The organism is Neisseria montereyensis (assembly GCF_024834045.1).
Classification (GTDB): Bacteria; Pseudomonadota; Gammaproteobacteria; order Burkholderiales; family Neisseriaceae; genus Neisseria; species Neisseria montereyensis.
Genome location: NZ_JANUXW010000002.1, coordinates 133054 through 159189, shown reverse-complemented (window position 1 = coordinate 159189; position 26136 = coordinate 133054). Strand labels below are relative to the sequence as shown.

Below are 26136 nucleotides of genomic sequence, written 5' to 3'. Positions count from 1 at the left end.
ATAAAAAACTTAGTCAAAACGTATGCTGTATTTCACCTCGCCACCCCATGAAACACTGCTGACTCTGGCAACGGCCTGAAGCGCCCGTGTTAACTGATACACCAATTTAACCGCTTGGGTACTGGTATTCAGGCCGTATTCGTAGCCGAAATACAGATCATTGGTCAACTGCTTGCCGACCGTCAACACCTGTTCGGCCGGGTTCATTTCACCGGTTTGCGCATTACGGCTGCGTTGGCTGGTAAAACCGATTTCGTCCACCAAACCAAGCCTATCATTCACACTACCGGCCAAGAATGCGCCTGCGGCTGCTGACAATGCGGCATTATCACCATCGCTGCCACTGCTGGCACGGTTTAGAATCAGCCACGATAGTTTGTCTTTTTCACTCATCGCCTCATTGGCTACCAATGAAATACGCGGACTGCTGAGATTACCCAATACTTCCACACCGGCACCGACCGGCGATTGGCGGCGTTCGGCACGGATATTTAGGTTTGGCTGATCCAACGGGCCGACAAACGAAATACTGCCTTTGGTAATATCCAAATCTTGGCCGTAAGCTTTATAACCGCCTTTGACCACCGTTACCGTACCGATACCCTGTATGGATTCGCCCGGCCTGGCAATTAATTGCAGTTTGCCGCCAAGTGTCACATCCAAACCCACACCGCTGAAACGCACACTGTTGTTCAAATCTACAGTCAGGTTCATATTAATGGCCAATGGTGTCGATACCGGTTTTTCCGCTTCACCCAACACTACTACGTCTTCATCCAAAGTAGGCATAGATGACTTCTGCAAACCGAACCGCCCCGAATCTGCTTTAAGCGCTCCGGTTAGGGTAATCCCTTGTGCCTGACTATAAAGCATTTTGGCATTGCCGCTAATGGTTAAACGGCGACTGGCTTTATCTAAGGCATTGTATTTATTTAGAACAATATCCACATCCACATCTGGCGCGGCATTACTCATATTTACCGTGCCTTTCAGCTCGACTGATCCACCGCGTTGGAAACGCAGTTGGTCTATTACCCAAGTCTGCCCTTGCAAACGCGAACGCAACACTCCGTTATCCAATATCAAACCTAAATCTTGGTTGCGGTAATATAAATTATCGCCGTTTAACGTGCCGTTTAATTGCGGCTCACCAACACGCCCGCTAATGGTTGCCACGCCCAACAGATTGCCGCGCAACGATTGGCCGATGGGCAAGAAATTGCGGAAACGTTCCAAATCGGGCGCACTGATGCGGATTTGGCCGCTCATCGGTGCCAAGCTGATGTCGTTGCCGAATTGCTGGTTAATCACTAAATTACCATCAATATTGCCATATCCGGTTACACCGTTAAGCGTTGTATCGATACGGCCGTTTTGAAAACGGGTATTCAATGACAATGCCCCTAATCCGAGCATTTGTTTGCGGGAAGGCAATTCGATATCACCGCTTTGGCGGCGGATATTCAAATATCCGCGGGCATTATTGCTGTAAGACAAGTCCCAATCGGCCGATAAAACCAAATTGTGCTGCAACGGCGGCTCAAAGAAATTATGTAATTGCGCTATTTCAAGATTGTTGGCACTGCCTTTGGTGGTAATACCGCTGCGGCTATCCCAAACAAAATTTTCCATATTCAGGCTGCCGCCCATAGCCACCCAGCGTGCCGCACTCATCACCACCCGCTCGCTACCTGCTTCGAGACGCATACGGTTTTGCAGGGTTAGATTAAACGCACCGCTGATATTAAGCGCACTGAGTGTGCCGCGCCATTGCTGCCTGTCATCCAAGCCACCCTCGGCATTGATATTGAGCTGATACGGCTTACCCGCCAACGACATATTGCCACTGCCGCGGATACGGTGATTGCGTCCGGTTCCGTTCACGGCCAAATCAACCGTATCAATCACCGTCGGCGCTCCTTCGCCTGCTATGGCGATATTATTGCCTCTCAATTCGATATTTAACGGGCGGGTGTAATCGGGCGAACCTTGTAAAGTAAAGTTCAAATCGTTAATGCGGATACTGTCGCCCACACGCAGGTTGCGTGCCTGCCCGCTTAAATTGGCTTCAGGGGTATTCATATCACCGGCAATAAAGCCTCTGGCGGTTACCAATCCGTTCAGGCCGAAGCCGAAGCGTGCCAAATCGGGGGCGTTAATATCCACATTCAGGCGGTCGCCCCGTTTGCCGAAACTGCCGTTGGTTTTGATGCTGTTATTGCCGAGTAAGATATCGGTAAGCGCGCGTGACAAGTGGGCTTGTTCGTAAACCACATCGGCACTGCCCCTGAGCGGCACACCGGAAAGCGTACTGGGGCCGAAAGCCATTTTGCCGCTGTATTTCTGATTGGCCAGTTCGCCGGCAAGGTTGATGGTGCCGTTGACACTACCCGCAGGAAACTGGGCATTCAATCTGTTCGGGTTAAAGTCGGCACTGGTTATCACCAGTTGTAAAATCTGATCTTTAAATAATTCCAACGAACCTTCGGCTTGGATAACGCCGCCGTTTTCAGGGCGGATACGGGCATTTTTAAACAATAAGGTCTGCTGCCCGTTTTGCTTATCGGTTTGCATTTGAAGCAGGCCGTCTGAAACGGCATTGCCGGTATTCAACATCCAGCCTGTTTCCAGGTTTTGAAAATTACCGCCAACGGTAATGGTGCCGTTTAAACTGCCCTCTAATGATTGTTCGACCACATCGGCGGCAGTAATGTCTTTTAAAGCGAGCCCTAAAGCCAGCTTCTGTCCGACCGTATCAATATCGCCGGCAAGGGCGATCACGCCTTTTTGTAAGAGTTGTGCAGCAGCATTGTCTATGTTTACCAAACCGTTTTGATCAACAAAAAAAGCACCTTTTAATTCGCGCACGGGAATCCCGCCAGCATCTACCGTTGCCGCACCCGGGTTTAATAAATCAATCGAACCCTGCAATGCCAATCCTTCTTCAAAAGAGGGCTTAACGGCAGCCTCAAATTGCAACAATGCCTGCGGTAAAGAGGGTAAGAATGCTTTCGGGTTGATATTAAAGCCTATTACCTGAACCAGTTCGACTTTGTCATTTAACTTTTCAGCAAAAGGGTGCAAAACAGATTCGACATGAAGGCGCACATTATCGCCGTCGATGCGGATATCGGTTTGTATATCCTGCAAACTGCCCCAAAAACGGTTCGCAGCCACAATCGGCTCATTATCCAACACACCGTCGCCATTAATAATGGCATTCAGCGAAAACGGGCTTTTGGTGCCTAAAGTGGCACTACCCGACAAGGTTGTCCAAGGGGTTTGTAAGGCGGCTAATTTGAGATTATGCAATTGGTGGTTATAAACATAAGACGCGCCGATTTTTTCCAAATAAACGGTTTGTTCTTCGGCATTCGGGCCGACACTGATTTTGCCGGTTTCCAAACGGTCGACCAGCACTTCCAACGGCAGGCTCACGCTTTGGGGGAAACCCGAAGCGGGCTCCTCTTCGCGCGGCGGGGTCGGTTTGGTCACTACTTGAATATCACCGGCCAGAATATGCTCGATATGCAGTTTCTTCTGCATCAGTTCGTTCGGCTGCCAATCAAAGTCAAAACGGCTGATATCGACATCGGCACCTTCGGTTTCAATACGCCAGCCGTCGCCTTTAAAGCCGTCCCACAATGTGCCCTGTAAGGTTTTGGATTGAATGCCGACACCAAACCAAGATGGAATCTTATACAAACCGAAACGTAAACCGGATTCGGTTGTCGCCAGCCACACCAAAGCGGCAGCTACCGCCACAAAGAAAACAAACAACGTAGCCGCCAGCCCGGCAAATATTTTAAATTTACGGCTTTTTTTGCCCTTCTTTTTCTCGGGCGGTTCCGAACCCGCTGTCTGCTCTACGGCCTGAACAGTTTGTTCAGATGGTGTGGATTCGGCCGTATCGTGATGTTCTGTCATATTGTATTAACCTGTTTACATCTTAAAAACAGCACTTGTGCTGTATGCTATCTATATTGGGAAATCAAGGCCGTCTGAAAGCGGTTGTTCAGGTTTTCAGACGGCCTAATAAACGGTATGCATTAGAACCGTGTGCCCAAGCTGATATGCCATCTTAGTTTTTTATCCTGATGACCGTAGGCGATATCAAAAGAGAACGGTGCGACAGGGCTAAACCAACGCAGCCCTACGCCCGTACCATGTTTCAAGGTCATTTTCTTAAAGTTAGGCGCTACGTCGCCCATATCATGGAATACCGCAGCGGAAAAACTTTTATTAATCGGATATTGGTATTCGAAGCTGGCTACCGCCAAAGCACGTTCCGGCAATACCGAGCCGTTAGGCCCGTCTAAGCCGATACTGTCTAGGTCGTAACCCCGGATAGAAGTGGCGCCGCCGGTACGGAATTGCAGTACGGACGGCACGGAATCATCTTCGCTGGCACGAACATAACCCATCTGCCCCCGTACGATAAACGTACCTATCTGTTTGTTTTCAGGTGTGAAGTAATAACCTGCATTGGCTCTGGCATGGATAACCGAAGTGGAAGACAATAACGAACCTAAAGTGGCACCGATTTTACCATCAAGGTAATAGCCGTTTTCAGGGCGTAGTGTTGTTTCGATTTCCTGTCTGCGCCAAGATGCAGTCAGCATGGTGGCATGACTGCGGCCGAAATCAAGGTCGGTACCGGGAACATTGCGGCTTTCGGTGATGTATTCCAAACCTATCCGCGACTCGATATTGTTGCGGTCGCGGACATACCAAACGCCGGTTGTTAAAGAGTTTCTTTCCAGATTCTGCGTGGTCGAATGGGTATAAGAAACGTTAGAAGTCCAGTAGTGACCGTTATCTCTTCTCGGCTGGCTGATACCGGCCGCCAATGTGGTTTCATATTTATCTATATCCGTTACCAACGAGCCGATATAGCCGCGGTTAAACAAATTGTAATAATCGTAGTTGAGGCGTCCGCCCGGACCATATTCGGAATCATAACGTATACCGGCTTCGAATTTATGCCGCTTCACTTCGGAAACCGCTACTTTTACCGGCACACGGTCTTCATCCAGATTATTAAAGTCCGCCTGTACGGAAGCACCGGAATAATGGCCGTCCTGCTCCAATGCCTGTTGGTAGTCTAAAAGCTGATCCAAATCATAGGGTGCGCCGGGCTGGAAACTGGCCATGCCGAGCACAACGCTTTCGGGATAACGCTGAACGCCGTCCACCTGAATATCGCCGAAATAAATCGGCCGGTCGCTTTCCACCACCACATTCAAATCGGCAGTATTGTTTTCCGGATTAATGGTTGCCTGAGTTTGCGACAGCTTGGCCAACGGGTATTTTTTGCGTGTAACCGCCGAGAGAACCGAAGCTTTACTCTGGCTCCAGCCGCTTTGGTTAAAATAATCGTCTACCGGTAAAGCCCAATTTTCCAACGCATTTTTATAATAAAGCGCCAAATCTTCGTCTTGCAGCACATCGCCGACAATCGCCACCCCCACATTTTCGACCCGGGTACGCGGGCCCGGAGTCACATTAACAATATACCCGCTACCGGAAGGTTCCACCGTTACCTTACCGTTAAAATAACCTCTGGTTTTCAACATGGTCAGAACATCTTCCGGCGCTTCTTCCGCTAAGAAACCGACCTGTTCCCTATCTAATTCTTCTTCCTGTTGCTGGGTAATCAACGGCAGATATTCCTCCAACATTTCCCTTACTTCCCTGTCGGACACACGAATTTCAACCGGATATTTGATAGGCAGATTGCCTTCTTCTGATTTTTTATCCGCCTTATCCTTTTCCGTCTGCTTAATCGGAACATAATCTTCAGGAACCGCAACAAATGCCCATGCCTGCATACAGGCCAGCGACAAGGTGGAAAATAAAAAAAGGGAGGCAGTACGCTTTTTCATCATGTTCAAACCAAAAACCAAATCTGCTTGTTGGAAGAAAGGCGATTTTAGCACTATTTTCACCATTTTCAGCAGTTTGTATACCAAGCATCTGTAACCGATATGGTTATCTTAGAAAAAAACCATTAAGACATACATGCCGTCTGAAATAATCTATCCATAATCAATACAACCATAATTTGAAATAAAAAATCAGGAAATTAATTTTTATCTACTGTTTTATAGCTGCCTTTATACCCGAATATATCTTAACCGCATTATCAACAAGCCTGTTTATCCCGAAAAAAGCAAAATTAAAATTACAAAAAGTTATCGTTTTCTTAGATTTTTTTGTAAAAAATAAGAATAAAATTCTAAATAATTGCTTTATTAAAACTTTAAATGCTGTATTTTTTGAAGCCCATTACGGGAAAGGCATTTTATTTTAAAATGTTATCCTTTCTTAACCTTATCTAAAGGAAAACTCATGGCAAGCGGAAATCCGGTTATTGATGCCGTCAACCGCATCAGTTTGGTGCAACAAATCATTGTCGGCCTGATTTTGGGTGTTATTTTGGCTTGGCTCTCGCCTGCTGCCGGCCTTGCGGCAGGATTGCTCGGCAGTTTGTTTGTCGGCGCATTGAAAGCCGTCGCCCCCGTATTGATCTTTGTATTGGTCATCAGCGCGATTGCCCGCCACCAAAAAGGCAGCGAAGCCTATATCAAACCGATTGTCGTACTTTATGCCATCGGCACCTTTTCCGCCGCATTTGTTGCAGTATTGGCAGGCTTTATCTTCCCCACCGAAATGATATTGGTTAATGCGGATGCGGTTACCACCACACCGCCTTCGGGTATTACCGAAGTGATGAAAACCTTATTGATGAATCTGGTGGCCAACCCGATTAACGCCATTGCCAATGCCAACTATATCGGCATTTTGGCTTGGGCATTGTTATTGGGCTTCGCACTCAGACACGCATCCGAAACCACGCGCACCATGATTGCCGATTTATCCGATGCGGTATCCGCCATTGTGAAATGGGTGATCCGCTTTGCGCCTTTGGGTATTTTCGGCTTGGTATCGTCTACCATTGCCGAAACCGGTTTCAGTGCCTTATCCAGCTATGCCCATTTATTGGCCGTATTATTAGGCTGTATGCTGTTTATCGCTTTGGTGGTCAACCCCGTATTGGTTTGGTGGAAAATCCGCCGCAATCCCTATCCGCTGGTGCTGACCTGCCTGCGTGAAAGCGGTATCACCGCATTCTTCACCCGTTCATCCGCCGCTAATATTCCGGTGAATATGGCTTTGGCAAAAAAACTCGGCCTACATGAAGACACCTACTCTATTTCGATTCCCTTGGGTGCCACCATTAATATGGCCGGTGCCGCCATCACGATTACCGTATTGGCGATGGCCGCAGCCTACACGCAAAATATCCAAGTGGATTTTGCTACCGCCCTATTGTTGAGCTTAGTTGCCACCGTGAGTGCCGCCGGTGCTTCCGGCGTGGCAGGCGGTTCTTTGCTGCTGATTCCGTTGGCTTGCAGCCTGTTCGGTATTTCCAATGATATCGCCATGCAGGTTGTTGCCGTCGGCTTTATTATCGGTGTGGTACAAGATTCTGCAGAAACCGCGCTGAACTCTTCTACCGATGTATTGTTTACCGCCGCAGCCGATTTAGGCCGCCAACGTAAAGAAGGTATGTAAATATTAACAGGCCGTCTGAAACTTTCAGACGGCCTGTTGTCTTATTTATCCGATTACTTGTTTGTTATATTATTCAATCATTGATAATGAGGATACCGAACGTGCGTCCATTGATATTTATACTTGCCCTGTCCCTCCTGCCTGCCGCCGCATCGGCAGCGGATCAGGAAGAAAAAAGACTGATTAACCTGAGCGAAGCGTTTGAGATTGGCAAACCCGAACAGCGTATCCGCAGAATCGTTTATCAGGTTGCCGAACAAAGCAATACGCAAGACAACGTCCGTATATACCGCCAAACCGATAAATTTTCCGGTTTGGGCTGGTTTTCTTCCGCCCCTAGCGTACTCAAACGTAAAAGTTCTTCCGTCACCGACCGCCCTGATTCAGAAAGCTTGGTTTTGCTCAACCACTGGGATTTACAATGGAAAATGAATGAAGCGGGTTTTACCACGCGTGATATTCAAATCGCACCGCCGCCTGCACAATGGTCGTTACACGGCGCCACCGTTGAAAGTGCCGCCGTATTGGAAGATGCCAACGGCACGCTGAATGTACAGGAAAAATGTACGCTTGCGGCAGCGGCAAATGCCCAAGCCATCCATTCCAGCCTCAAAGGCAATGCACAACATGCCAACTGTACGCTGACGATGAAAAACCCTGCCGGAACGGTTAACCTCACTCAGAATTTCGAGGGTTATTACTTATACGACTATCAAATGTTTATCCCGCGCATTGTGGTTCAAACCAATCATCAGACCAATAAAACAGACCGGTTGGATTATCAAATCGAATCTATCCGTTAACCGTCTAACACAATAAATAACCCGAAAGCCTTTGATTGAACCGTATCAATCAAAGGCTTTTATATATTTTTATATTTTCAGACGGCCCGTCCGCAATAATACCGCCTCGACATAACCGCTCGTGAAGAAGGCCGACAACCCCTCTTTAAACCATCAGACTTGCTTGATTAATCGCCGCCGTTTGAAACAACTTGCTATGGGTTCATTATCATATACATATTTTCATTAAATAGCGCTCTATCAAACCGCTTTATTTTATTCTTTATAAATCAAACAATAATCTATAAAATCATTTTTTCTTTATCAAGATGAAAGTTTTTATCTTGATTTAAACATTAAGTTTAGGTTATTGTTCTGATTCCCTTTATCAGTAAAACGCTCAAGCGTCTGAGCTCAATTGCTCGGGCAGTTTGGTTGTCGCCGTTTTTTTGTAATGCGCGTACCCTAAATCGTTGCTTACAAAAATTGCATTACAGGTGCTGTGGCGAAACGAATTGCTCCTTTTGGCTTACACGCAGAAAACAGAGGCAGACATGCAATTATCAGGTGCACAAATACTCGTGCAAAGTCTTAAAGCCGAGGGTGTAGAATACGTTTTCGGCTATCCCGGAGGCGCAGTCCTCGAAATCTACGATGCGCTGTTCCAATTTAATAAACTCAAACATATTCTGGTACGCCACGAACAAGCTGCGGTTCATGCCGCCGATGCCTATTCCCGCACCAGCGGCAAAGTAGGTGTGGCACTGGTGACTTCCGGCCCCGGCGCCACCAATGCGGTTACCGGCATTGCTACTGCTTATTCCGACTCGATTCCTCTTGTCGTGATTACCGGGCAAGTTGCCACACCCGCTATCGGTACCGACGCATTCCAAGAAGTCGATACCGTAGGCATTACCCGACCGTGTGTTAAACACAATTTCTTGGTCACCGATATCAACGATCTGGCGGTAACCATTAAAAAAGCATTCCAAATTGCCGCTACCGGCCGCCCCGGCCCGGTGGTTGTCGACATCCCCAAAGATGTGACTCAGGCAATGGCTAAGTTCAGCTATCCGCAAGAAGATGTTTTTATCCGCTCATACCAACCGGTAACCCAAGGCCATGCCGGCCAAATCAAAAAAGCCGTACAGATGTTTGCATCGGCCAAACGGCCTTTGGTGTATTTCGGCGGCGGCGTAGTATTGGGCAATGCCCATCAAGAATTGATTGATTTTATCCGCTTAACCGGTGTTCCCTGTACCGGCACATTGATGGGCTTAGGCGCTTTCCCCTCAAGCGACCGCCAGTTCCTCGGCATGCTCGGTATGCATGGCACTTATGAAGCCAATCTGGCCATGCAAAATGCCGATGTCGTGCTTGCCGTTGGTGCGCGCTTTGACGACCGTGTGGTTTCCGTACCGTCTAAGTTTTTGGAAAAACCCAAAAAAATCATCCATATCGACATCGACCCTTCCAGCATTGCCAAACGTGTAAAAGTGGATATCCCGATTGTCGGCGATGTTAAAAATGTTTTAGCAGATATGGCGGCGTTGTGGAAAAAGCAAGAATTATTGATTTCGCCTACTTCGCTTGAAAAATGGTGGCACGCTCTGGAAAGCTGGCGCAGCCGCAACTGCTTGTGGTTTGATAATGAAAATGACGGCGATATTATCAAGCCTCAATATGTGCTGCAAAAATTAGCGGAAGTAACCAACAATTCCGCCATCATTACTTCCGATGTCGGTCAACACCAAATGTTTACCGCGCAATATTATCCTTTCGAGCGCCCCCGCCAATGGCTCAATTCAGGCGGCCTCGGTACTATGGGCGTCGGCCTACCCTATGCGATGGGCGCTAAGTTAGCCGCACCCGACCAAGATGTTTTCTGTATCACGGGCGAAGGTTCGATTCAGATGAATATCCAAGAATTGTCGACCTGCTTCCAATACCATATTCCGATTAATGTGGTGACCTTAAATAACGGTTATCTGGGCATGGTTCGCCAATGGCAGGAGCTGTATTACAGCAACCGCGAATCCGAAACCTATTTTGATTCGCTGCCCGACTTTGTGAAACTGGCCGAAGCATACGGCCACATCGGTATCCGCGTCGATAAAAAAGCCGACGTGGAAGGCGCCTTGCTTGAAGCCATCAAGCAAAAAGACCGCATGGTGTTCTTGGACTTTATTACCGACAAAAAACAAAACGTGTTCCCCATGGTCGGCAACGGCAAAGGCTTAGATGAAATGGTATTGCCGCCGCACATGCGCGAAACACCGAAAGATTCGGATGTGAACGATGTGAAAGACCGTGATTACGATACAAGGAGCGTGCCATAATGCGACATATTTTATCTATCCTGATGGAAAACGAATCAGGCGCGATGAGCCGTGTGGTAGGCTTGTTCTCCGCCCGTGATTACAATATCGACTCATTGGCCGTTGCCGCCACCGAAGACAAAACCTTATCGCGGATGACCATTGTCACCCACGGCGACGACACGGTTATAGAACAAATCACCAAACAGCTTAATAAGTTGGTTGAAGTGATTAAAGTGGTCGATTTAAATGAAAGCCGTTTTGTCGAACGGGAACTGATGTTGGTTAAAGTCCGCGCCGTCGGCAAAGACCGCGATGAATTCCTGCGCCTCTCTGAAATTTACCGTGGGCGCGTTGTCGATGTTACCGATAAAACCTACACCATAGAAATTACCGGTTCATCCGACAAACTGGATTCATTCTTAGAAACATTAGGCAAAACTTCAATTCTCGAAACCGTGCGAACCGGTGCGGCCGGAATCGGACGCGGCGAACGGATTTTGAAAATTTAAGCACTGTATTTGAAAGGAACGGATATGAGTAATGTTAAAGTGACTGCCATAATTATCGTGAAACCCGAGTACCGCCACGAGCTACTTGAAGTATTCCGCCAATTGGTCGCCGCCAGCCGCAGCGAAGAAGGCAATATCCGTTACGATCTGCATCAAGACACGCAAAACGAAAACCGTTTTATCTTTTTTGAACATTGGCAAACCCAAGCTGCTTTGGAAAAACACGGCACAACCGCCCATTTTCAAAACTTCTTGAAAGCCGCCGAAGGTAAAACCGATGGTTTGGAAGTCATCACGATGACAGACATATCCGAAAACACCGATTAATACCGTTATCATCAATCATTCATATTCAATTTTAAGGAAACCCGAAATGCAAGTTTTTTACGATAAAGACGCCGACCTATCATTAATCAAAGGCAAAACCGTTGCCATCATCGGCTATGGTTCGCAAGGCCATGCACACGCAGCCAACCTGAAAGATTCAGGTGTAAACGTTGTCATCGGTTTGCGCCAAGGCGGTTCATGGAAAAAAGCCGAAGCCGCCGGCCACAAAGTCTACAACGTAGCCGATGCCACCAAAGCAGCCGATGTGGTGATGATTCTGCTGCCGGATGAAAACCAACCTGTCGTTTACAAAAACGAAATCGAACCTAACTTGAAAGACGGCGCGGTATTGGCCTTTGCCCACGGCTTTAACGTACATTACAACCAAATCGTGCCGCGCGCCGATTTAGACGTGATTATGGTTGCCCCCAAAGGCCCCGGTCATACCGTACGCAGCGAATACCTGAAAGGCGGCGGCGTTCCGACGCTTATCGCCGTTTATCAAGACAAATCCGGCAAAGCCCGCGATATCGCCCTTTCTTATGCAGCTGCCAACGGCGGCACCAAAGGCGGCGTGATTGAAACCAACTTCCGTGAAGAAACTGAAACCGACTTATTCGGCGAACAAGCCGTATTGTGCGGTGGTGCGGTAGAGTTGGTGAAATGCGGTTTTGAAACCTTGGTGGAAGCCGGCTACGCCCCAGAAATGGCTTATTTCGAATGCCTGCACGAATTGAAATTGATTGTAGATTTAATGTATGAAGGCGGCATTGCCAATATGAACTACTCAATTTCCAACAATGCCGAATATGGCGAATACGTTACCGGCCCCGAAGTAGTTACACCAGCTACCAAAGAAGCCATGAAAAAAGCGTTATACCGCATCCAATCCGGCGAATATGCCAAAATGTTTATCCAAGAAGGCGCCAGCAACTATGCCAGCATGACTGCCCGCCGCCGCCTGAATGCCGACCATCAAATCGAAAAAGTCGGTGCCCAGCTGCGTAGCATGATGCCTTGGATTTCTAAAAACAAACTGGTTGATTTAGATAAAAACTAATCTGCCGCATAACTTGGTTTTATAACCATTAAAGAGGCCGTCTGAAACGATTCAGACGGCCTTAATCAATATATAAACCTGAGATTTAAGGCTGTTTAATCCGTGGTAAAACTTTCACACTCAAAGGCAGATGGTCGGAAAGTTTTTGCCACTGTTTTTCTTTATGAATACGGGCATCCAACACTTCGAGATTGCGCGTATAAATACGGTCGAGGCTTAATACCGGCAAACGGGCAGGGAACGTTTTCGGGCGTTTGCCCGCCGCATCGACAAATGCCTCTTGCAGGTCTAAAGCCTTGCCCAGCGAATGCGAAGATTTATAGCGCCAATCGTTAAAATCACCGGCAATAATCAAAGGACTATCCGGATCAACATGTTGATCGACATATTCGTAAATCGCCTGATATTGCTTGATACGGTCAAGTTCGCGCAAATTCAAATGGGCGCATAAACACACCAGCGGCAGCGCCCAATTTTCAGGCTGAAACTCACAATGCAACACGCCGCGCTGTTCGAGTTTGTTCACAGTAATATTCAAATTATGGCGGGTATCGATAGGCATATGGCTCAGAATCGCATTGCCGTGATGCCGTTCGGGATAGACGGCATTTTTACCGTAACTGCTGTTAAACGATAAATGCTCGCCGAGAATATCGTAATGCGGTCTATGCGGGAAATCGGGGAGTCGGTTATGGCGGATACGGTGCTCGCCCTGCACTTCCTGCAAAAGCAGGATATCTGATTTTAAGTCGTGTAGCGCTTCCGCCATGCTGCCGACCTGTACTTTACGGTTTAAGGCAGACATGCCTTTATGCATATTGTAAGAGGTAACGGTAACAGGAACTGGGGTCATAATGTGTCCGTTTTTGGTTTTATTATCTGATTTATTATATAACATCAGGCCGTCTGAAAATACGGTTTTACATTTTCAGGCAATACGGCAAGGCCGTTTAAATACATCAACATACGGCTTATCCGATTGCCGTATACGACAATGAAGCAAAATCACAACACTATCTTTCCATATAACGAACCCAAACAAAAACAAACCCCTACAACCACCGCACTTTATCCAATCAAGCCATCGATACGCTACATCTGCCCCCGTAAAAATGCTATACTCAGCCCCTATTTTTCTACACCATTTTCAGGCCGTCTGAAACATGATTACCAAACAAGAATACCAAGCCCAAGCAGAAGCGGGTTATAACCGCATTCCGCTCGTTCAAGAGCTGCTGGCCGACTTGGACACCCCGCTATCGCTTTACCTCAAACTCGCCAACCAGCCTTTTACCTATCTGCTGGAATCCGTTGTCGGCGGCGAGCGTTTCGGGCGTTATTCTTTTATCGGCCTACCTTGCAAAACCTATTTAAAAGCAGAAGGCAAAAAAGTCAGCGTATATCAAGACGGCAATCTAACCGAACAATACGAAGGCAATCCGCTACACTTTATCGAAGCCTTCCATGAACGCTTCAAAACACCGGAAATTCCCAATCTACCCCGCTTTACCGGCGGTTTGGTCGGCTATTTCGGCTATGAAACCATTTACCATTTCGAGCATTTCGCCCACCGTTTCCGCAACAGCAACAAACCCGACACCATCGGCACCCCCGATATCCTGCTAATGCTGTCGCAAGAATTGGCCGTGGTCGACAACCTCAGCGGCAAAATCTACCTGATTGTTTATGCCGACCCAAGCCTTTCAGACGGCTACGAACGGGCACGCAACCGCTTGGAAGATTTACGCACCCTGTTGCGCCAAAGCTGCGCCATTCCGTTATCACTCGGCAGCCCGAAAACCGAACCGGAACACGAAACCGGCGAAGCGCGCTATAAAGAATATGTACGCAAAATCCGCCAATACATTCTCGACGGCGACTGTATGCAGGTTGTCCCCAGCCAACGCATGAAACAGCAGTTTAGCGACCACCCGCTCAGCCTCTACCGCGCCCTGCGCACGCTCAACCCCTCACCCTATATGTTTTATTATGATTTCGGCGATTTTCATGTGGTCGGCTCGTCCCCCGAAATCCTCGTACGCCGCGAACGCGACAATATTATCGTCCGCCCCATTGCCGGCACCCGTCTGCGCGGCAAAACACCTGCCGAAGATTTGGCCAACGAACAAGATTTATTGAACGACACCAAAGAAATCGCCGAACATGTGATGCTGATTGATTTGGGTCGCAACGATGTCGGCAGAGTCAGCGAAACCGCACAAGTTAAAGTAACCGAAAAAATGGTGGTCGAACGCTATTCGCATGTAATGCATATTGTTTCCAATGTCGAAGGCCGTCTGAAACCCGACACCGACAATATGGCCGTACTCGCCGCCACCTTCCCCGCCGGCACCCTATCCGGCGCACCCAAAGTGCGGGCATTGGAAATCATCGAAGAGCTCGAACCCGTTAAACGCTGTATCTACGGCGGCGCCGTCGGCTGCTGGAGCTTTAATAACGATATGGACTTGGCTATCGCCATCCGCACTGCCGTGATTAAAGATCAAACCCTGTATGTGCAAAGCGGCGGTGGCATTGTGGCCGACTCAGACGAAGAAGCCGAATGGCAGGAAACCCAAAACAAAGCCCGCGCAGTCTTGCGGGCGGCAGAAATGGTTCAGAACGGGCTGGATAAGTAACCAATTTAGCTTATTAATTTAATATTTATTGCATTTTACAAAAAAACCAAAAGACATAACCATGTGGAATATTTTATTTAGTGATAAAACGGAAAAATTATTCAAAGAATATTTAATTACTTTACTATTTGGTATTGCCATTGGAGCAGGGGTATGGCATTTAATTATAGGTGCACAAAAAGATACTCTTGAAGCTCAACTCAAAAGTGAAAAAGAATTAGTTACGCAGAAAAATGAAGAAATCAGGAATTTAAAACAAATTCAAAATGATTCAATATCTAAGTCTCTATATATTAATTCTTTAAATAACTTAAAAGATCAAAATCAAAAGTTAGAGCAGCGCAATCAAGAGTTAGAGCAGCGCAATCAAGAGCTAGAAGGGCAATCTCAAAAAAATAATACGCAATTTCTCAATCAGCAATCTTGCTGGCAAGAAAGACAAAAATGGCAAAATGAACTTGACCGTATAAATGATGAGCTAAATTCTGGTGTTGCACAGGGGTTTGCTATTGTTGGTCGCCCCTTATCTGAATCTGAAAGACAACAAAGAATATTACAGCTAGAACAATTCTCAAATTTATTAAAACAAAATAACTGCTTACCTCCTACCACACAGGAAAAATAAAATGAATTACACCATTGTATCTTAAATAATTATATAGACAAATTATGTATCAACAAAACAAAATGATACCGAATGAAACCAATTATAGAAATATAACTATGAACACATCCCAACCCATCCTCCCTCCTGCTATGCTCGGCGTACTTGGCGGCGGTCAACTCGGCCGTATGTTTGTCGTTGCCGCCAAAACCATGGGCTATCAAGTCACCGTACTCGACCCCAATCCTGATGCGCCGGCCGCCGCATTTGCCGACCGCCATTTGTGCGCGCCATTCGATGATGAAGCCGCTTTGGCAGAATTGGCTAAATGCGCTGCCGTAACCACCGAATTTGAAAACGTTAGCGCCGATGTAATGCACTTTTTGGCCGACCACACCGTTGTTTCACCGCGCGGCGATTCGGTATCCATTGCCCAAAACCGTATTCAGGAAAAAGCATGGATTCAAAAAGCCGGCTTGGAAACGGCACCTTATCAGGCGGTTTGTTCTCTTGACGACATTACCGAAGCCAGCGCGGAACTCCTACCCGGCATTTTAAAAACCGCCACCTTGGGCTATGATGGCAAAGGTCAGGTTCGCGTAAAAACATTGGACGAACTGAAAGCGGCCTTTGAAACGCTAAACCGCGTGGATTGTATCTTGGAAAAAATGGTGGATTTGCGCAGTGAAATTTCCGTGATTGTCTGCCGTTTAGACAGCGACAACGAACAAACTTTCGACCCTGCCGAAAATATCCACGAAGACGGCATACTCGCCTATTCCATCGTACCCGCCCGTTTGAGTGCCGATGTACAACAACAAGCGCAGGATATGGCGCGGCGCCTGGCCGATGAGCTGGATTATGTCGGCGTGTTGGCGGTTGAAATGTTTGTGGTCGGCGATACCCATAGCTTAATCGTCAACGAAATGGCACCCCGCCCGCACAACTCAGGCCATCACACCTTAAACGCCTGCACAACCGATCAATTCCAGCAACAAGTCCGTATTATGTGCGGCCTGCCGCCCGCCGACACCCGCTTATTGTCTTCCTGCTGCATGGCCAATATTTTAGGCGATGTATGGAAAGACAACGGCGAGCCGAACTGGTTACCTATACAAACCGACCTACATGCCTATCTGCATCTTTACGGTAAAAAATCAGCCGGTAAAGGCCGCAAAATGGGGCATTTCACCGTATTAGATAAAGATGCCGGCGCGGCCTTTGAAAAAGCCCAAGCACTGCATGCTAAATTATGATGCTTTATAGGGCGCATTGACACCGATAAAGCGTGTTTTTACACCCCATAAAACCATAACATACAATATTTAAGCCGTCTGAAATATTCACTTATTTTCAGACGGCCTGATTTTTTTGCAAAACCCGCCAAAATGTTGGAAACTTAAGGCCGTCTGAACGTCTTAACCGACGTAAGCCGATTTTTATCTCTTTCCACAACCCTACTTTTCAGACGGCCTCCGATAACCTATGCAAGCAAATAAAATCCCTGCCAGCGCCGCCATGCTGGTGAAAAACTCCGAACGCTATCTGCCCGAAGTATTGGCCGCTTTGTCGGCATTCGACGAAGTGCTGCTACTCGATAACGGCTCGACCGACAGCACCCTAGAAATCGCACAACAATTTGAAAACGTACGCATACACACACATGAATTCACCGGTTTCGGCCCCATGAAAAATTTAGCCGCTTCTCTGGCCAAACATCATTGGATATTCAGTATCGACAGCGACGAAGTACCCGATGCCGAATTAATCGAAAGCATTCGGGAAGCGGTTGCACATAACGACCCGCAAACCGTTTACAGCCTTTCGCGCCTAAACCATTACAACGGCCGCCTGATTAAAGGGTGCGGCTGGTATCCTGATGTTTTGCCAAGGCTTTACCAACGTAATTATGTATCTTTTTCAAATAGGCGCGTACATGAAGCATTATCTATCGGCCCTCAATTCAATATCCGCTCGCTCAAAGGTATTTTGAAACACTATTCGTTTCAAAATGCAGAGGGTCTGATTCAAAAAATGCAGCAATACACTACCTTGTATGCAGAAGAAAACCGTTTTAAAAAAACCGCATCACCTTTAAAAGCCTTATTACACGGCGGTACGTCTTTTTTGAAAAACTATCTACTGAAAAAAGGGATTTTATACGGTTATGACGGATTAATTATTTCGGCGGCTAATGCACAAGGCTCTTATTACAAATACGTTAAGCTCTACGAACACAACCGTAATGTCAGTGTTGCACTGATTATCACCACCTACAACCGCCCCGACGCCTTGGCTTTGGTGCTGAAATCCGCTTTGGCACAAACCCGCCTACCCCAAGAAATTATTATTGCCGACGATGGCTCCGACCGCAGAACCACCGAAGTGATAGGCAAATTCGCCCAAGCCAGCCCGGTTCCGGTGAAGCATACTTGGCAGCAAGACAAAGGTTTTCGCGCCGCCCAATCCCGCAACCGTGCCATTGCCGCTGCCTCTTCCGATTATTTGATTATTATCGACGGGGATATGATATTGGATCCGTCTTTTATCGCCGACCATATCGCCATTGCCCGTAAAGGCCGTCTGATTCAAGGTTCGCGCGTATTAATCACACAAAATCGTACCCACGATATTCTGAACGACCGTGAGCTACTATTACCCAAACTTTCCTTTGGCGCACATGGCATTGACAAACGTTTTGCCGCACTCCGACTACCCAAACTGGCCAAATTTATCGGCAAACGTGGCAATCAAAAACATAAAGGCATTAAAAGCTGCAATATGGGCTTTTTCCGTGACGACGCACTGGCGGTTAACGGCTTTAATAACGAATTTGTCGGCTGGGGGCGTGAAGACAGTGAATTTATCGCACGCTGCTACCATAACGGTATGAAACGGCATAATCTCAAATTTGCCGGCATTGCCTATCATTTATGGCATAACGAGGCCGACAGGGCTGCCCTACCGGCCAATGATGCTTTATTAAAAGCCACTTTGGAAGAAAAGAAAATCCGCTGCGAACATGGTGTGGATGAATTTTTAGAACATCCTGATAAACCTGATGAATCGGATAATAAATAAAACCCAAAGGCCGTCTGAATACATTTTCAGACGGCCTTAATTCAATTTCAATCATTTAATATCGGGTAAATGAATTAATACATACCTTCGCGTTCTTCACGGGTACTGATATAGATATTTTTCACTTGGGTATAAGCATTCAATATCATTTTATGGGTTTCACGGCCGATACCGGATGTTTTGTAACCGCCAAATGGTGCACCGGCAGGCAGACGGTTATAACAGTTCACCCAAACACGGCCGGTTTCCAATGCATGTGAAACACGCAGGCAACGGTTGATGTCTTTACTCCAAACCGCACCGCCTAAGCCATATTCGGAATCATTGGCCATTTTCACCACTTCTTCTTCGGTTTTGAATTTAATCACGGTTGCCACCGGGCCGAAGATTTCTTCTTGGGCAATACGGGCATCATTGCCTTTGGCTTCAATCAGGGTCGGCTCCAAAAACTCGCCCTTACCCAAATCACCGCCTTCGATTTTCTTACCGCCTGTAAGAACGTGGCCACCTTCTTCTTCGCCGATTTTCACATAGTTCAGAATGGTTTCCAGTTGGCCGTCGTTTACTTGTGCGCCCATTTGGGTATCGTCTTCCCAAGGCAGGCCAACTTTCACTTTTTTAAACTCTTCGGCCAAAGCGGCAACGAATTTATCGTAAATACCCTCTTGCACAAAAATCCGCGAACCGGCACAACATACTTGACCTTGGTTGAACAAAATACCTTTTTGCGCACCTTCCAAAGCTTTGTCGAACGGCATATCGTCAAAGAAGATATTGGCAGATTTACCGCCCAATTCCAAAGTAGACGGAATCAACATTTCAGCGGCTGCCACACCGACACGGCGACCGACTGCGGTCGAACCGGTAAAGGCCAATTTATTAAAGCCTTTATGGTGCAGCATATATTCGCCGGATTTAGAACCGCCACCGGTAATAATATTCAAAACACCTTTAGGTAGCAGATGGTTAATTTTTTGAGCAAAAGACAACAAGCTCAATGAAGTGCTGCTGGAAGGATGGATAACGATGGTACAACCGGCTGCCAATGCAGGGGCGATTTTCCACGCTGCCATTAGGAACGGGAAGTTCCACGGAATAATCTGACCAACCACGCCAATCGGCTCACGCAATACAATAGATAAATCTTCTTCATCCAACTGATTACATGTGCCCTCTTCGCCACGGATAACACCGGCAAAATAACGGAAATGATCGGCAGCCAAAGGAATATCGGCAGCACGGGTTTCACGAATCGGTTTACCGTTGTCCAGCGTTTCCTGCAAGGCAAACAACTCGGTATTCTCATCAATTACATCGGCAATTTTATTGAGTATCGCCGCACGTTCGACAACAGTTGTTTTACGCCATGTTTTAAACGCCTCTTGTGCCGCTTGAACAGCAGCATCCACATCTTCGTTCGTAGCCTCGACAAATTTAGCCAACTCCTCATTATTAGCCGGATTATAGGATGCACGCAGCTCGCCTTTGCTACCTTTGGTCCATTCGCCATTAATCAGCAAACCATATTCTTTATCAAATACATTTAAATTTTTAGCCATTGTCATTCTCCTAAATGTGTAGGTTTTAAGCCCTGAAGCTTGCTTTCAGCATAGTAGTTTTCACCTGATGTTTCAAGCATATCCATCTTTCTGCATTGTAAAATTATGCTTTTTTTTATAACCGGATATTAATTCTATTGTCATTTTATTATATTTATTTTTCATTAAACGGTTTCTTCTGCCAATAAGGTTTTAAACCTTTCAGACGGCCTCTGAAAATATCCTGTCCGTCATCACCCAATTCAAATACCAAAGCCCCTGATAAATCAGTGCGCAGTAATGTAATGCCATGCGCCCGCAATCGCCGCCTAACCGCCTTGGCCGGATGTTTATAAGGATTGGCATAACCGCTGGACGCCACCGCATAACGCGGCGACACCGTATTCAAAAAACGCCCGCTTGAAGACGACCCGCTACCGTGATGCCCCAAAACCAGCACTTGGCTATACAATTTCTCACCGAATGTATTCACCAAGGCCGATTCGCCCTGTTTTCTTAAATCCCCCGTCACCAATAACGACTGCCCATCGGCCAACACCCGCAAGACACAACTCTTATCATTGTCTTCACGCGCCAAGGTTTCAGACAGCCTTAAAAATTCAAAATATACACCGTCCCAAAACCAATACCGCTCTTCACACAACGAAGCGCCGGTATAAAACTCAGGCTGGCCGGCCATGATGAGTTGCGGCTTTTTCGCCTGATTGACCTGCCGAAACCCGCCGTCATGATCGGCATCATGATGCGACAACACCAACATATCCAAACGCCGCACCCCCGCCGCATTCAGGCTGGGCAGAATATTCATCACTGCCGTCGGCTCCGTACCGGTATCAAACAGAAGATGATGCCGGTGTGTCTGCATCCATACCGACAAACCCTGCCCCGCATCCCAAACCGTGATTTTCAGATGGCCTTGCCCTACTTCAGGCGGACGGTATGCCACAAACCCCAACAACACCAAACAGGCAAAAGGTTTCCAACCGCTGCCACGCGGCAATAACAACAGCCATGCCGACACCACGGCCAACAAAAGCAAATAAGACGGCGCGGCGGCAACCGCATATTCCGGCGCACCCTGCGCCATATACGCCAGCGCACGCAATGTATATTCGCCCGCCCCTGCCGCCAACCATTGCAATGTAGGAAACGGCAGCAACGAAGCCAATAAAGCCAGCGGCACCAACACCCACGAAAACCACGGCACCGCCACCATATTAACCAACGGGCTAATCAGTGGCAGCGAAGCAAATATACTGCCCAAAGCCACCACCGAAAGCACCGAAACCGCCCACTGAGCGCGTAATACCTGCCGCCACCCCTTATCCGTTTTCAGACGGCCTGACGACACCCACAACAAAGCCCCCACCAAACCGAAAGACAACCACAACCCCGCACTCAATACCGCCTGCGGGGAAAACAACAACACCAACGCCAATGCCTGCCACCAACCGCGCCATGCTGCCACACCGTTACCGCGCCACCAAGCCCATGCCAAGGCAGACAACATCAAAACACTACGTTGCGTCGGTACGGAAAAACCCGCCAAACCCGCATACAGCAAAGCCGCCGTTAATCCTGCCGCCAATATCCATAAACGCGGTATTTTCGGCACAAACGGCCATAAGCGTAATATCTGCTTCATCAACCAGCCCGCCAATAAAGCCACCATGCCCACATGCAGGCCCGAAATACTCACCAGATGATTTAAACCTAGCGGTCGGAAGGTTTGCCAGACATCCGCCCTTAAAGCCGATTTTTCGCCCAAACTTAATGCCCGCATTAACGATAGGCCGTCTGAAAAATCATAGCCGCGCATATCGGTTTGCTGCCAATTCAAACTGATGGCCTCGCGCATACCCAATAATCCGCCCGTACTATCTGATAAATGCCGCCGCTCTTTCCCAACCGTACCCAGCCCATCAAAACCGGATGCCAACGCCCATGCTTCACGGTTTAATCCGCGTAAATTAACTTCGCCAACAGGTGCACGCACTCTGGCACGAACCTGCCAGCGGCTACCTGCCGGCCAATCCCGCAAATGATAGTCTGACAACCGCAACCGAAAATGCTTGCCGGATTCGTCAACCGCATCGGCAATAAAACGTATCCGCCGCTCATCAGCCTGAGGTAAGTCGATGACTTGAACGGTTAGCGGCACGGCAACCACTTCCTCAGACAACGGCCACTGTTTCGCCAACTGCCATTGCGTATGCCCGATGCCGTACAACACACCTGAAAGGCATATCCAAGCCCACCCTGCCGCACGAAACCGCCATGATGCAGCCAGCAGAACCAACCACAGCGCAATAGACCATGCCCACGGCGGCACAATAGGCAATGCAAACGACACTACCACACCAGCCACCCACAGCGGCAACCCTAATCCCCGCATCAATCAAATTCTTTTTTTAATAGTAAACATAGTTATCATAAAGCAATATTGAAAGAACGTCACCCGTATGTATCCCCAAAGGCTAAGCAACCTGCTATGATAAACATGTGTAGGATGGGAAAGAAAAAGTGCAATATGCCGAACTTTTCCGGCATACCGGTATCAGTGATAAAAATAGGTTAAGCGCAATATCTGCACTATTTTGATTTCATTTTTTGACGACTATGGATAACAAAGGAGCAACATTATGCTTTCCACAAAAATCATCGATCATCTAAACGATCAAATGAACCTTGAGTTTTATTCATCCAATGTTTACCTACAAATGTCTGCATGGGCCGACAGCCACGGTTTTGAAGGCACCGCCGCCTTCTTAAAAGCACATGCCGCCGAAGAAATGCAACATATGCAACGGCTGTTCAATTACTTGAGCGAAACAGGCGCCACCCCCCAAATCGGTACCATTAATGCCCCCAAAGCGGATTACAACGGCTTAAAAGATGTTTTTCAGACGGTTTACGAACATGAAAAAATGATTACGCAAAAAATCAACGAATTGGTTGAAGCCACTTTCGCCGAAAAAGATTATTCGTCCTTTAACTTCTTGCAATGGTATGTAGCCGAACAACATGAAGAAGAACGCTTGTTCAAATCTATTTTAGACAAGCTCAATTTAGTCGGCGATGATGGCAAAGGCTTGTATTATGTCGATAAAGATTTATCGGCATTAGTCCCGCCTGCCGCCTAAGCGTTTGACCAACAACGGGCTGATAAGCTAAAAATTATCAGCCTGTATAAAATATACAAATAAAATAAACCCATCAGATTATGGTTTATATCCGTTAGGATAACCAAGCCGTATCATGAATTTGTTATAATCTGCCCACTATCCGTTTTGTACCTCTCAACTATTATTCAAATAAAATGATGCGTTACTTTATTTTACTTCCCGTTTTATTATGTGCCGCCTGCGGTTCGCAAAAAGCCGTCCGCCCCGATGCCCCTACGCCTTTAGTAGTCGAAGCACAAACACAAACCATCCATTATCAGGCCGGAAAAAACAAGCGCCTAACTGCCATTTACAATAATAGTAATAGTCCGCTCACCGTAGAACTGCGCCAAGGCAATACGGTTGAAACCCTGCAGCAAATCCAATCATGGGCACAAGGTGTGGAATATGGTAATGCCACCACCCGCTGGCATGTACAAGACAGCCGTGCTACTTTAAAACGCAAAGGCTCGACTACGGTTTATCGGGAAGTAGAGTAAGCTGTTTAAGCAGTTTGGATACCATCTGCTTTTCAATATTTATTTGACAATAAAAGCCGTCTGAAAACTTTTTCAGACGGCCTTATTTCTATATATAAACTCATCCAAATGTTATGAATATAATCTTATATTTTTATACCGATGCGATGAAAGTCACAACATCTAATGTAAACGAACCGTCTTCTTGAATATCAAAATAGTTTTTTAAATCTTGGCTACTGCCTTGTTGTAACGCCCTAATGCTGGTAACAAAGTGATCCGGCGTTCGCATTCTTGTTATCCAAGAAGCAAAATCTAAAACCAGTTTACGCGTTTGCATGCTTTGAATTTCCAACCCTGCATAGGCAAACATAGCTTGCCATTGAGCGGCAGAATAGTCTCGCACATGACTGGTATCGCGGAGCATCTCTATGGTTTGTAAAAAACTGTCATAGAGCGGATTGGCGGGGGACATCACATCTACTATCATCACTTTGGCATCAGGCTTACAAACCCGTCGCACTTCTTTTAAAGCTTGGGGCACATCTTGCCAATGATGCGCCGAAAAACGGCTGATAACCATATCAAAACTATCCTCTGCAAAAGGCAATGATTCAGCTATCCCTTTTTCTATGGCAATATTATTCAGCCCTTTTTCTTTAGCTGTTTTCGCAACGAGATTAAGCATATCTTTTGACAAATCATAAGCAATCACTTTCTGAGCCAATGGCGCCACATTAAAACTAACATGCCCTGCCCCACAGCCTAAATCTAAGATCGTAGGCTGCTGAAACTGCTCTACTTGTTGCGCCATTAATGCAAATTCTTGACCTGAAGCATGTACGTTACTTTGTAAATATAAACTTGCCTGCGAGCCAAATTGCTTATCTATCAAATCATTATGGTTTTTGTAATCAGATACTGTTTTATCAGCGTTATGGATATTTGTATTCTTCATATTTAACTACCTATCTGTAATGATTCGGCCAATAATGATGGGACATCTATTTAATAATATAACATCAATAAGTAATATATTCGATATTTTAAAAATATAAAACAGTCATTTAGATATCATTATCCTATTAGTAAAGCCGCACTGCTTATTACTGCACACCTTCTAGACAGTACAGTACATTAGTGATTTATGCTTGGTAAAGTAATATGGAATGAGGCCGTCTGAAAACTTTTCAGACGGCCTCATTCCATTTATCACTACGCAATCCCATCTTGGGCAATGTTAATAAAAACAGAGCTTCCCGTTATTTTGGCTGTTTGTTTTTCTCAATGATTTTTTCATATAAAAATGTCAACGCAAATTGAACAGCCTGTTGGCGAATTTCATCACGATTACCTTCAAATAACGCAGTCTTGGCCCAAATACGTTGCTTGGTAGCCAATCCGAACCATACTGTTCCCACAGGCTTTTCCTCACTCCCACCCGTCGGCCCGGCAATACCGGAAATACTCAAAGCATAATCCGTTTTGGTTGTCAGCAATGCACCAAGTGCCATTTCACGCACGGTTTCTTCACTAACGGCACCATAAAACTCCAAGGTGTTTTTTTTCACACCCAAAATATTCTGTTTGGCTTCATTACTATATGTTACCAATCCTGCTTGAAACCATGCAGAGCTACCCGGCAAGCTGGTAAGCGCCCCGGATAATAGCCCTCCGGTACAGGATTCGGCGCAAGAAACGGTTTGACCATATTCGGCAAGTAGGCCGGTAAGGTTGGCTAGAATATTATCCATAATGTAAAGCTTCCATATACAGTGCTTTGAAAGAATGCCAACAATAGCCCGATACCATCTATTTGGCTCTCAAAACACTAAAATTGTGACTCAAATAACACTGTTTTAGAATTTACCGTATTTTATCCTATCTGCTTATCTTCGTGGCAGTTCATCCATTATTTTCACCCATAAAACGATTCATTTAATGAAAATATCACTAAGCAATACTTCTTTATTATCTTTATCTACTATTCTAAAAATCAATCTAAATATATGGTTGCGCAAATACTATGCAAT

The 26136-nt window shown here is 46.7% G+C and carries 19 protein-coding genes; 12 read left to right on the top strand and 7 right to left on the bottom strand.

The features are described 5' to 3' along the window. Positions 1-9: 9 nt before the first annotated feature. Together NXS09_RS03045 and NXS09_RS03040 are read right to left on the bottom strand one after the other, a co-directional pair. Positions 10-3927, bottom strand: coding sequence for a translocation/assembly module TamB domain-containing protein (locus tag NXS09_RS03045; RefSeq protein WP_259291083.1), 3918 nt, complete (start codon positions 3925-3927; stop codon positions 10-12). 122 nt (positions 3928-4049) lie between these two features. After that, a complete protein-coding gene (locus NXS09_RS03040; RefSeq protein ID WP_434803005.1) occupies positions 4050-5831 on the bottom strand; it encodes an autotransporter assembly complex protein TamA in 1782 nt (593 codons plus the stop codon). Positions 5832-6351: 520 nt separating this feature from the next. Here NXS09_RS03040 and sstT point away from each other — a divergent pair. The 6 genes from sstT to ilvC all read left to right on the top strand — a co-directional run bounded on the left by sstT (position 6352) and on the right by ilvC (position 12577). After that, complete coding sequence (gene sstT / locus NXS09_RS03035) at positions 6352-7578, top strand: serine/threonine transporter SstT (protein ID WP_259291082.1); 1227 nt, start codon at positions 6352-6354, stop codon at positions 7576-7578. 101 nt (positions 7579-7679) lie between these two features. Further along, complete coding sequence (locus NXS09_RS03030; protein ID WP_259291081.1) at positions 7680-8381, top strand: hypothetical protein; 702 nt, start codon at positions 7680-7682, stop codon at positions 8379-8381. A gap of 533 nt (positions 8382-8914) precedes the next feature. Then, the gene (ilvB, locus tag NXS09_RS03025) at positions 8915-10699 is read left to right on the top strand and encodes a biosynthetic-type acetolactate synthase large subunit (protein ID WP_259291080.1); all 1785 of its coding nucleotides are present in this window, start codon (positions 8915-8917) and stop codon (positions 10697-10699) included. After that, the gene (gene ilvN / locus NXS09_RS03020) at positions 10699-11190 is read left to right on the top strand and encodes an acetolactate synthase small subunit (protein WP_259291079.1); all 492 of its coding nucleotides are present in this window, start codon (positions 10699-10701) and stop codon (positions 11188-11190) included. The genes ilvB and ilvN overlap by 1 nt, the downstream gene beginning before the upstream one ends. A gap of 24 nt (positions 11191-11214) precedes the next feature. Further along, a complete protein-coding gene (locus NXS09_RS03015; protein ID WP_259291078.1) occupies positions 11215-11517 on the top strand; it encodes a putative quinol monooxygenase in 303 nt (100 codons plus the stop codon). A 46-nt stretch (positions 11518-11563) separates the two neighbouring features. Continuing rightward, positions 11564-12577 carry a ketol-acid reductoisomerase gene (gene ilvC / locus NXS09_RS03010; protein WP_259291077.1) on the top strand — a complete coding sequence of 338 codons (1014 nt, stop codon included), beginning with the start codon at positions 11564-11566 and terminating at the stop codon, positions 12575-12577. An 85-nt stretch (positions 12578-12662) separates the two neighbouring features. On the opposite strand, the gene NXS09_RS03005 is transcribed toward ilvC, so the two are convergent. Then, positions 12663-13430, bottom strand: coding sequence for an endonuclease/exonuclease/phosphatase family protein (locus NXS09_RS03005; protein WP_259291076.1), 768 nt, complete (start codon positions 13428-13430; stop codon positions 12663-12665). Between the two features lie 310 nt (positions 13431-13740). On the opposite strand from NXS09_RS03005, the gene trpE reads away from it, so the two are divergent. The 4 genes from trpE (at position 13741) to NXS09_RS02985 (ending at position 18901) form a co-directional block, all read left to right on the top strand. Continuing rightward, positions 13741-15216 (top strand): anthranilate synthase component I, encoded by a 1476-nt coding sequence (trpE, locus tag NXS09_RS03000; RefSeq protein ID WP_259291075.1) that lies wholly within the window; start codon positions 13741-13743, stop codon positions 15214-15216. Between the two features lie 61 nt (positions 15217-15277). Continuing rightward, on the top strand, positions 15278-15841 hold the full coding sequence (locus NXS09_RS02995; RefSeq protein ID WP_259291074.1) for a hypothetical protein: 564 nt from the start codon (positions 15278-15280) through the stop codon (positions 15839-15841). A 98-nt stretch (positions 15842-15939) separates the two neighbouring features. After that, the gene (locus NXS09_RS02990; protein WP_259291073.1) at positions 15940-17076 is read left to right on the top strand and encodes a 5-(carboxyamino)imidazole ribonucleotide synthase; all 1137 of its coding nucleotides are present in this window, start codon (positions 15940-15942) and stop codon (positions 17074-17076) included. A gap of 229 nt (positions 17077-17305) precedes the next feature. Then, entirely contained in the window at positions 17306-18901 is a 1596-nt protein-coding gene (locus NXS09_RS02985; protein ID WP_259291072.1) for a glycosyltransferase family 2 protein, read from the top strand. Positions 18902-18975: 74 nt separating this feature from the next. On the opposite strand, the gene NXS09_RS02980 is transcribed toward NXS09_RS02985, so the two are convergent. Together NXS09_RS02980 and NXS09_RS02975 are read right to left on the bottom strand one after the other, a co-directional pair. After that, a complete protein-coding gene (locus NXS09_RS02980) occupies positions 18976-20460 on the bottom strand; it encodes an aldehyde dehydrogenase family protein (RefSeq protein WP_259291071.1) in 1485 nt (494 codons plus the stop codon). Positions 20461-20614: 154 nt separating this feature from the next. Continuing rightward, a complete protein-coding gene (locus NXS09_RS02975) occupies positions 20615-22855 on the bottom strand; it encodes a DNA internalization-related competence protein ComEC/Rec2 (RefSeq protein ID WP_259291070.1) in 2241 nt (746 codons plus the stop codon). Between the two features lie 247 nt (positions 22856-23102). On the opposite strand from NXS09_RS02975, the gene ftnA reads away from it, so the two are divergent. Together ftnA and NXS09_RS02965 are read left to right on the top strand one after the other, a co-directional pair. Continuing rightward, entirely contained in the window at positions 23103-23603 is a 501-nt protein-coding gene (gene ftnA / locus NXS09_RS02970; protein WP_259291069.1) for a non-heme ferritin, read from the top strand. A gap of 176 nt (positions 23604-23779) precedes the next feature. Then, positions 23780-24124, top strand: a complete 345-nt coding sequence (locus NXS09_RS02965; protein ID WP_259291068.1) for a putative periplasmic lipoprotein — start codon at positions 23780-23782, stop codon at positions 24122-24124. 133 nt (positions 24125-24257) lie between these two features. On the opposite strand, the gene NXS09_RS02960 is transcribed toward NXS09_RS02965, so the two are convergent. Together NXS09_RS02960 and NXS09_RS02955 are read right to left on the bottom strand one after the other, a co-directional pair. Next, positions 24258-25061 carry a class I SAM-dependent methyltransferase gene (locus NXS09_RS02960; protein WP_259291067.1) on the bottom strand — a complete coding sequence of 268 codons (804 nt, stop codon included), beginning with the start codon at positions 25059-25061 and terminating at the stop codon, positions 24258-24260. Positions 25062-25365: 304 nt separating this feature from the next. Then, a complete protein-coding gene (locus NXS09_RS02955) occupies positions 25366-25857 on the bottom strand; it encodes a CinA family protein (protein WP_259291066.1) in 492 nt (163 codons plus the stop codon). Positions 25858-26136: the final 279 nt, after the last annotated feature.

Excerpts from the sequence above, each read along its gene's own strand:
- NXS09_RS03045 (WP_259291083.1), bottom strand. The coding sequence starts at position 3,927 with ATGACAGAACATCACGATACGGCCGAATCCACACCATCTGAACAAACT.
- NXS09_RS03040 (WP_434803005.1), bottom strand. The coding sequence starts at position 5,831 with ATGCAGGCATGGGCATTTGTTGCGGTTCCTGAAGATTATGTTCCGATT.
- sstT (WP_259291082.1), top strand. The coding sequence starts at position 6,352 with ATGGCAAGCGGAAATCCGGTTATTGATGCCGTCAACCGCATCAGTTTG.
- ilvB (WP_259291080.1), top strand. The coding sequence starts at position 8,915 with ATGCAATTATCAGGTGCACAAATACTCGTGCAAAGTCTTAAAGCCGAG.
- ilvN (WP_259291079.1), top strand. The coding sequence starts at position 10,699 with ATGCGACATATTTTATCTATCCTGATGGAAAACGAATCAGGCGCGATG.
- NXS09_RS03015 (WP_259291078.1), top strand. The coding sequence starts at position 11,215 with ATGAGTAATGTTAAAGTGACTGCCATAATTATCGTGAAACCCGAGTAC.
- ilvC (WP_259291077.1), top strand. The coding sequence starts at position 11,564 with ATGCAAGTTTTTTACGATAAAGACGCCGACCTATCATTAATCAAAGGC.
- NXS09_RS03005 (WP_259291076.1), bottom strand. The coding sequence starts at position 13,430 with ATGACCCCAGTTCCTGTTACCGTTACCTCTTACAATATGCATAAAGGC.
- trpE (WP_259291075.1), top strand. The coding sequence starts at position 13,741 with ATGATTACCAAACAAGAATACCAAGCCCAAGCAGAAGCGGGTTATAAC.
- NXS09_RS02995 (WP_259291074.1), top strand. The coding sequence starts at position 15,278 with ATGTGGAATATTTTATTTAGTGATAAAACGGAAAAATTATTCAAAGAA.
- NXS09_RS02990 (WP_259291073.1), top strand. The coding sequence starts at position 15,940 with ATGAACACATCCCAACCCATCCTCCCTCCTGCTATGCTCGGCGTACTT.
- NXS09_RS02985 (WP_259291072.1), top strand. The coding sequence starts at position 17,306 with ATGCAAGCAAATAAAATCCCTGCCAGCGCCGCCATGCTGGTGAAAAAC.
- NXS09_RS02980 (WP_259291071.1), bottom strand. The coding sequence starts at position 20,460 with ATGGCTAAAAATTTAAATGTATTTGATAAAGAATATGGTTTGCTGATT.
- NXS09_RS02975 (WP_259291070.1), bottom strand. The coding sequence starts at position 22,855 with ATGCGGGGATTAGGGTTGCCGCTGTGGGTGGCTGGTGTGGTAGTGTCG.
- ftnA (WP_259291069.1), top strand. The coding sequence starts at position 23,103 with ATGCTTTCCACAAAAATCATCGATCATCTAAACGATCAAATGAACCTT.
- NXS09_RS02965 (WP_259291068.1), top strand. The coding sequence starts at position 23,780 with ATGATGCGTTACTTTATTTTACTTCCCGTTTTATTATGTGCCGCCTGC.
- NXS09_RS02960 (WP_259291067.1), bottom strand. The coding sequence starts at position 25,061 with ATGAAGAATACAAATATCCATAACGCTGATAAAACAGTATCTGATTAC.
- NXS09_RS02955 (WP_259291066.1), bottom strand. The coding sequence starts at position 25,857 with ATGGATAATATTCTAGCCAACCTTACCGGCCTACTTGCCGAATATGGT.